Source organism: Streptomyces sp. SAS_281, from assembly GCF_052542855.1.
In genome coordinates this window covers 1-8,188 of the sequence record NZ_JBMNDO010000202.1, presented here as the reverse complement: position 1 = coordinate 8,188, position 8,188 = coordinate 1, and the positions used below count along the sequence as shown (strand labels likewise).

Annotated in this window: 2 protein-coding genes; both read left to right on the top strand. The window is 75.3% G+C overall.

The genetic code is table 11. The annotated features are described in order from the left end of the window. Window positions 1–2,846: type I polyketide synthase (locus ACN6LM_RS37060; RefSeq protein ID WP_445069825.1), on the top strand; the 2,846-nt coding region annotated here is incomplete at its 5' end. Window positions 2,847–2,865: 19 nt separating this feature from the next. Next, window positions 2,866–8,133, top strand: a complete 5,268-nt coding sequence (locus tag ACN6LM_RS37055) for a type I polyketide synthase (protein ID WP_445069824.1) — start codon at window positions 2,866–2,868, stop codon at window positions 8,131–8,133. The last annotated feature ends 55 nt before the right edge of the window (window positions 8,134–8,188 follow it).

Genomic DNA, 8,188 nt, shown 5'->3' with positions numbered 1-8,188 from the left:
TGGCGGGGTTGCACGTGGCGGGTGTCGAGCCGCGGTGGGCGGAGTACTTCGCCCCGGCCGGCGCCCACCGCGTCGACCTGCCCACCTACGCCTTCCAGCGTCGGAGGTTCTGGCTGGACCTGCCCGCCGCGACGACCGGATCGGTGAGCGGTATCGGCCAGTCGCCGGCCGAGCACCCCCTGCTCAGCGCCGTCCTGCCCTCGCCCGACTCCGACGGGGCCGTGCTGACCGGCTACGTGTCGTTGGCGACGCACCCGTGGCTCGCCGACCACGCGGTCGCGGGCACGGTCCTGCTCCCCGGCACGGCCTTTGTGGAACTGGCCGTCCGGGCGGGCGACCAGGTCAGGTGCGCCGGCGTCGAGGAGCTCACGCTGCACGCCCCCCTCATCCTGCCCGCGCGCGGCGGTGCCGCCCTTCAGGTGGTCGTCGGCGCATCGGAGGCCACGGGGCGGCGTTCGGTCAAGGTGTACTCGCGCGGCGACGACCAGCCCGACACCGCCTGGATGCTGCACGCCGATGGCTTCCTCGCGGCGCGGGCCCAGGAGGCGTCCTTCTCGCTGACCGAGTGGCCGCCCCCGGGCGCGACGGCGGTGGACACGGCGGATGTGTACGGGCTGCTGCTCGGGCGCGGATACGGGTACGGACCGGCGTTCCAGGGGCTCACGGCCGCGTGGCGGCGTGGCGACGAGCTGTTCGCCGAGGTCGTCCTGCCCGAGGAGGCCGGCCGGACCGACCGCTTCGGCGTCCACCCGGCGCTCCTGGACGCGGCGCTCCACGTCGATCTGATCGACGAGCCCGAGAGCGGCGCGACCATGCTGCCCTTCTCCTGGTCCGACGTGTCCCTGCACGCGTCGGCGCCGACCGCCCTGCGCGTACGGGTCGCGCCCCTGGAGGGTGGCGGGATCGCCCTGCAGGTCGCCGATGGGGCGGGCAGCCCCGTCGTGACGGTGGGCTCGCTGGTGGACCGGCCCGTCTCGGCGCAGCAGCTGAGCGCCGGCCGCGGGACCTCGCTGTACCGGACCGAGTGGGTGCCGGTGCCGGCCGGCACCGCGCCGCCGGTGACCTCGACCGGCTGGGAGTCGCGCGGTGACACCGCGACGGTCCCGCCCGTGGTCGTCCACGACCGGGCGACCGCCGGGACCGACCCGGGCAGCGCCGTCCGGTCCGCGGTCCACGGCATCCTCGAAGACGTGCAGTCCTGGCTGGCGGACGAGCGGTTCGCGGACTCCCGTCTGGCCGTGGTGACCCGCAACGCCGTCGCTTCGACGGCGACCGATCCCGCCGCCGCGGCGGTATGGGGTGTCGTACGGTCCGCCGAGGCGGAGAACGCCGGGCGCTTCGTGCTGGTCGACGTCGACGCCGGCACCGCCGCGGACGCCCTCGGTGCGGCGGAGCTCGCCGCGATCATCGGCTCCGGTGAGCCGGAGGTCGCTGTGCGGGACGGTGCCGTCCTGGCCCCCCGCCTGGTGGCGGCCCGACGCCCGGAGAGCGATGACCGGCCCACTCCGATCGACCCGGACGGCACGGTGCTGATCACCGGAGGGACGAGCGGTCTGGGTGCGGCGTTCGCCCGCCACCTCGCCGCGGAGCACGGGGCCCGCAGGCTCCTGCTGGTGAGCCGCAGGGGACCGGCGGCCGCAGGCGTCGACGAGCTGGTCGCGGACCTCGCCGGTTACGGTGCGCAGGCCACCGTCGAGGCGTGCGACGCGGGCGACCGCGCGGCGCTGGAGAAGCTGCTCGCCGCGATCCCGGACGCCCACCCGCTGACCGGAGTCGTGCACGCCGCGGGCGTCCTCGACGACGGTGTGATCGGCGCCCTGACCCCCGAGCGCATGGACACCGTTCTGCGGCCCAAGGCGGACGCGGCCTGGCACCTGCACGAGCTGACGGCCGCGCTGCCGGTCACCCTGTTCGTGACGTTCTCCTCGGTCGCGGGCACCATGGGCGCGCCGGGGCAGGCGAACTACGCCGCCGCCAACGCGTTCCTGGACGCCCTGGCCGCCCACCGCCGCGAACGGGGCCTTCCCGCGCAGTCGTTGATGTGGGGCCTGTGGGGCGGGCTCGGCATGGGCAGCACCCTGTCGGAGATCGACCTGGAGCGCATGCGACAGCAGGGGCTGCCCGCCTTCTCCGTCGAGGAGGGCCTGGCCATGTTCGACGCGGCGCTGGCCACGGACGAGACCGTCCCCGGACTCCTCCGTCTGGACCTGGACGTGCTGCGCGGCCAGGCCGCCGCGGGCACGCTGCCCCCGCTGCTGCGCGAGCTCGTGCCACTTCCCGCCCGCAGGGTGTCCGGCCCGGCCGCCGCGGCGACCGCCCCGGAACCGGAGGAGGCCACCCTGGTGGACCGCCTGGCCCCGCTGAGCGCGGCCGAGCGCGAGCGGGCCGTCACCGACCTCGTCCGCGTACAGGTCGCCGAGGTGCGCCACGACGACCCGGACGGCATCGACATGGGCAAGGGCTTCACCGACCTGGGGCTCGACTCGCTGGCCGCGATCGAGCTGCGCAACCGGCTGAGCACCGCCACGGGCCTGCGCCTGCCGGCGACGCTGATGTTCGACTACGCCAACCCGCTCGGCCTGGCGAAGTTCCTGCTGGCCGAACTGGCACCCGAGCTCCCCGAGGAGCCGCACGCGGACCTCGACGAGCAGGACCTGCGGCGGACCCTGGACGCCATCCCGCTCACCGCGATCCGCGACGCGGGACTGCTCGACGCCCTGCTCGCGCTGGCGGGGAACGGCACGCAACAGCAGGCCGGCCAGGACGCGGGGCAGGAGCAGGACATCACGGCGATGTCCGTCGACGATCTGGTGCGAGCGGCGCTCGCGGCCGGCGAATCCAACTGACTGAAGGGCTGAGTTTTCTGTGGAGACATCCCTCGAGCAGATCGTCGAGGCGCTGCGGGCGTCCATGCTGGAGAACGAACGGCTGCGTTCGGAGAACGGCAGACTGACCGCCGCGGCGACGGAGCCGATCGCGATCGTCGGGATGGCCTGCCGCTACCCCGGCGGCGTGAACAGCCCCGACGACCTGTGGCAGCTGGTCGCCGACGGGCGTGACGCCGTCGGGCCCTTCCCCGCCGACCGCGGCTGGGACGTCGAGGGCATGTACGACCCGGAGCCCGGCAAACCGGACCGAAGCATCGCCCGCGAGGGGGGCTTCCTGCACGATGCGGCCGACTTCGACGCCGACTTCTTCGGGATCAGCCCGAACGAGGCCACGCGCCTGGACCCCCAGCAGCGGCTGCTGCTGGAGGTGTCGTGGGAGGCCCTGGAGAACGCGGGCATCGACCCCAAGTCCCTCCAGGGCAGCCGGACCGGCGTCTTCGCCGGCCTGATGTACCACGACTACGGGGCCGGCAGCAGCGACGGCAGCCTGGTGTCCGGCCGGGTCGCCTACACCCTGGGGCTGGAGGGCCCCGCCGTCACCGTGGACACCGCCTGCTCCTCGTCGCTGGTCGCCCTGCACTGGGCCGCCCAGGCGCTGCGCACGGGCGAGTGCTCCCTGGTGCTGGCGGGCGGTGTCACCGTCATGGTGGAGCCGGACACCTTCTTCGAGTTCAACCGTCAGCGCGGGCTGGCCCGTGACGGCCGCTGCAAGTCCTTCTCCGCGGCGGCCGACGGCACCGGCTGGGGCGAGGGCGTCGGTACCCTGGTCCTGGAACGGCTGTCGGACGCGCGGCGCCTGGGACACCGTGTGCTGGCGGTGGTACGCGGCAGCGCGGTCAACCAGGACGGGGCGTCCAGCGGGATCACCACCCCCAACGGCCCCGCCCAGCAACGGGTCATCCACCAGGCTCTCGCCGGTGCGGGTCTGACCACCGCCGATGTCGACGTGGTCGAGGCACACGGCACCGGGACCGTCCTGGGCGACCCGATCGAGGCCCAGGCGTTGCTGGCGACGTACGGCAGAGGGCGGCCGGAGGACCGCCCGCTGTGGCTGGGCTCGGTCAAGTCGAACCTGGGCCACACCCAGGCCGCGGCCGGGGTCGCCGGAATCATCAAAATGGTCCAGGCGATGCGGCACGGCGTCCTGCCGAAGTCACTGCACTCCGCGGAGCCCAGCCCCAAGGTGGACTGGGACGCGGGCGCGGTGCGACTGCTGGACGAGTCCCGGCCGTGGCCGGAGCGGGAGGGGGCGCGCCGGGCCGGTGTGTCGTCCTTCGGCATCAGCGGCACCAACGCGCACGTGATCATCGAGCAGGCGCCGGCCGAGCAGGCGCCGGAGCCCCGCCCGTCCGGCGACGGGCCGGTGGTGCCGCTGGTGGTGTCCGGGGGCACCGAGCACGCCCTCCTGGACCAGGGCCGCCGTCTGCTGACCCATCTGGAGTCCCACCCGGACCTCTCGCCCCTGGACCTCGGCCACTCGCTGGCCGTGACGCGGTCCCGGCTCGACCACCGCGCGGTGATCACCGGCACGGACCGGGAGCAGCTGCAAGGTGGCCTGCGGGCGCTGGTGGCGGGCGAGGAGGCGGCGGGCGTGGCCCGCGGCCGGGCGCGCGTCAAGGGCCGCACCGCCTTCCTCTTCACCGGGCAGGGGGCCCAGCGGCCCGGCATGGGCAGGGAACTGCACGCCGCCCACCCCGCGTTCGCCCGGTCCTTCGACGCCGCCGTCGCCGCGCTGGACGAGCGCCTGGGCGTCTCGCTGCGCGAGGTGCTGTGGTCGCAGGACCCGTCCGCCGCCGACGTGCTGAACCAGACCGTCTACGCCCAGGCCGGGCTGTTCGCCGTGGAAGTGGCGCTGTTCCGGCTGCTGGAGTCGTGGGGCGTGCGGCCCGACCACGTCGCCGGGCACTCGATCGGCGAGCTGGCGGCCGCACACGTCGCCGGGGTCCTCACCCTCGCCGACGCCGCGACGCTGGTCGCGGCACGCGGCCGGCTCATGCAGCAACTGCCGCCGGGCGGCGCCATGGTGGCCGTGGAGGCGGCCGAGGCCGACGTACTGCCGCTGCTGACGCCCGGTGTGAGCGTCGCGGCGGTCAACGGCCCCGAAGCGGTGGTCGTCTCCGGAGACACCGACGAGGTCCTGCGGATCGCCGAGCACTTCACGGCACAGGGCCGCAGGACCAACCGGTTGCGGGTCAGCCACGCGTTCCACTCGCCGCTGATGGAGCCCATGCTGGCGGACTTCGAGAAGGTCGCGCGCGGCCTGACGTACAGTGCCCCGGCCATTCCCGTGGTGTCGAACGTGACGGGCGCGCCGGCCACGGCCGCCGAGATCACCGACCCCGCGTACTGGGTGCGCCATGTCCGCGAGGCGGTCCGCTTCATGGACGGCGTGCGCGCCCTGGAGGACGCGGGGGTGACGCGCTTCGTCGAGCTGGGGCCCGACGGGGTGCTCAGCGGCATGGTCCGCGCGACCGTCCGGTCGGAGGGGATCCACCCGCTGGCGCTGCTGCGCAAGGGAAGGCCCGAGGAGAGCACCCTGATGCCGGCCCTCGGCCGACTCGACGTGACCGGCGGGGCGGTGGACTGGGCAGCGGTCTTCGAGGGCCGTGGCGGGCGCGTCACCGAGCTCCCGACCTACGCCTTCCAGCACCGCCGCTACTGGATGGAGTCGCCCACGGCCTCGGACGCCTCCGCCCTGGGGCAGAAGGCGGCGGCCCACCCCTTGCTGGGCGCGGTCGTACGGCTGCCGGACTCCGGCGGCGTGCTGCTCACCGGCCGGCTGGCCACGCCCGTGCAGACGTGGGTGTCCGACCACCGGGTGCTCGGCACCGTGCTGCTGCCCGGCACCGCCTTCGTCGAACTGGCGCTGCGGGCCGGCGAGGAGGTCGGCTGCGCCTTCCTGGAGGAGCTGACCCTCCTCGCGCCGCTGACCCTCGCGGACGGTGCGGGCGCCGCCGTCCAGGTCGTGGTGGGCGAGCCGGGGGCCTCGGGACGGCGTACGGTGCGTGTCCACTCGTACGACGAGAAGGACCCGGACGCCGCCGTCCTGCACGCCGAGGGCGTGCTCGCGCCGGCGGAGGCGGGACCCGACGGGACACCGCCGGCGGTCGCGGCCGAGTGGCCGCCCCAGGGCGCCGAGGCCGTCGGACTCGCCGGTGTGTACGACACGCTGCGTGAGCGCGGCTACGACTACGGCCCCGCTTTCCAGGGCCTGCGCTCGCTGTGGCGGCGCGACGACGAGGTGTTCGCCGAGCTGGCGCTGCCCGAACCGCACGCCGCGGAGGCCACCCGGTTCGGCATCCACCCCGCCCTCATGGACGCCGCCCTGCACGCCGACCTGGTGGCGGCCGAGGACGCGGGGGAGGGCGGCACGATGCTGCCCTTCTCCTGGACCGGGGTGCGGCTGCACGCCACGGGCGCCGCGGAGGTCCGGGTACGGATCTCCCGCCCGGGCCCGGACAGGATCGCCCTCGCCATGGACGACGCCATGGGCGGGGCGGTGCTGCGCGTCGACTCCCTCGTCGGCAGACCGGTGCGGGCGGAGCAGCTGGCCGCCCGGGGGTCCCTCGCCCACGACGCGCTGTTCCAGGTGCACTGGTCACCCGTCCCGACGCCGCCGGCCCCCGGCGCCGCCTGCACGGCGTGGGACGAGGTGCCCGGATCGGGGACCGTCACGGGGACCGTGGTGTACGACACCGGAACCGCGCCCGGCGGCGCGGGCGGCGCCACCCCCGTGCACGAGGCGCTGCGGGTGGTGCGGGAGTGGCTGGCTGACGACCGCTTCGCCGCCTGTGACCTCGTGGTGGTGACGCGCGGTGCGGTCGCCGCCCACGAAGACGAGTCACCGCGTCCCGAACTCGCCGCCGTGACCGGTCTCGTCCGCTCCGCGCAGGCCGAGTACCCGGGCCGGCTGCGCCTCGTCGACATCGCGCCCGGGGACGAGCCGGCCCGGCTCCTGCCCGCCGCGCTGGCGGCCGACGAGCCCGAGATCGCCGTACGGGGGGACGCGCTCCTGGTACCCCGTCTGGAGCGGGCGCGGCCCGGCGGCGGGGGCGGACGGCGGCCCGACCCGGAGGGCACGGTCCTGGTCACCGGCGGAACCAGTGGCATCGGCGCGGCCGTCGCCCGGCACCTGGTGAGCGTGCACGGTGTGCGGCGGCTGCTGCTCACGAGCCGACGCGGTCCGGACGCCCCGGGGGCCGGGGAGCTGGCCGCCGAACTCACCGGGCTCGGTGCCGACGTGACCGTGGCGGCGTGTGACGTCGCCGACCGTACGGCGTTGGAAGGGCTGCTGGCCGGCATACCGCGGGCGCACCCGCTGACCGGTGTCGTGCACGCGGCCGGTGTGCTGGAGGACGGCGTGCTGACCTCGCTCACTCCCGAGCGCCTGGAGCGGGTGCTGCGTCCCAAGGCGGTGGCCGCGCTGCACCTGCACGAGCTCACCGCGGACCGGGACCTCGCGCTGTTCGTGCTGTTCTCGTCGGTGGCGGGCACGCTGGGCAGCTCGGGCCAGAGCAACTACGCCGCCGCCAACGCCTACCTCGACGCGCTGGCGCAGCGCCGCCGGGCCGAGGGCCTCGCGGCGACGTCCCTCGCGTGGGGGCTGTGGACCGGAGCCGGCATGGGCGAGCAGCTGAGCGAGAGCGACGTGCTGCGCCTGCGCCGCCAGGGCTTCCCGCCCCTGGCCGTCGAGGAGGGCCTCGCGCTGTTCGACAGCGCTCTGGAGGTGGACGCCGCCCAGCTGGCGGTCGTCCGGCTGGACATCGCGGCCCTGAGCGCTTCGGCGGCCGGCCCGGTGCCGCCCATGCTGCGCGGTCTGGTGCGCGTTCCCGCGCCGCGGCAGGCGGCGGACGGCGCCGGCGCGGCGGCCGGGGCGGAGCTGGAGCGGCGGCTGGCCGGGGCCGGAGGCCCGGAGCGCGAGCGGATCCTGCTGGACGTGGTCCGTACGAACGCGGCGCTGGTACTCGGGCACGACCGCCCGACGGCGATCGACCCGGAGCGGGGCTTCCTCGACATCGGCTTCGACTCGCTCAGCGCGCTGGAGCTGCGCAACCGGCTCATCACCGCGGTGGGGCACCCCCTTCCGCCGAGCCTGCTGTTCGACCACCCGACGGCGGCGGTTCTCGCGGCGCACCTGTGCGAGGAGTTCTTCGGCGGTGCGGAGCCGGACGCGGCGGACGAACTGAGTTCGGCCACCGCGGACGAGCTCTTCGACATCCTGGACGGCCTGGGGGCGTCCGGCTGAGCCGGGCCGCGTCCGCGGCGACGACGACGCGCACGGCGGGAGGTGAAGTCCTCCC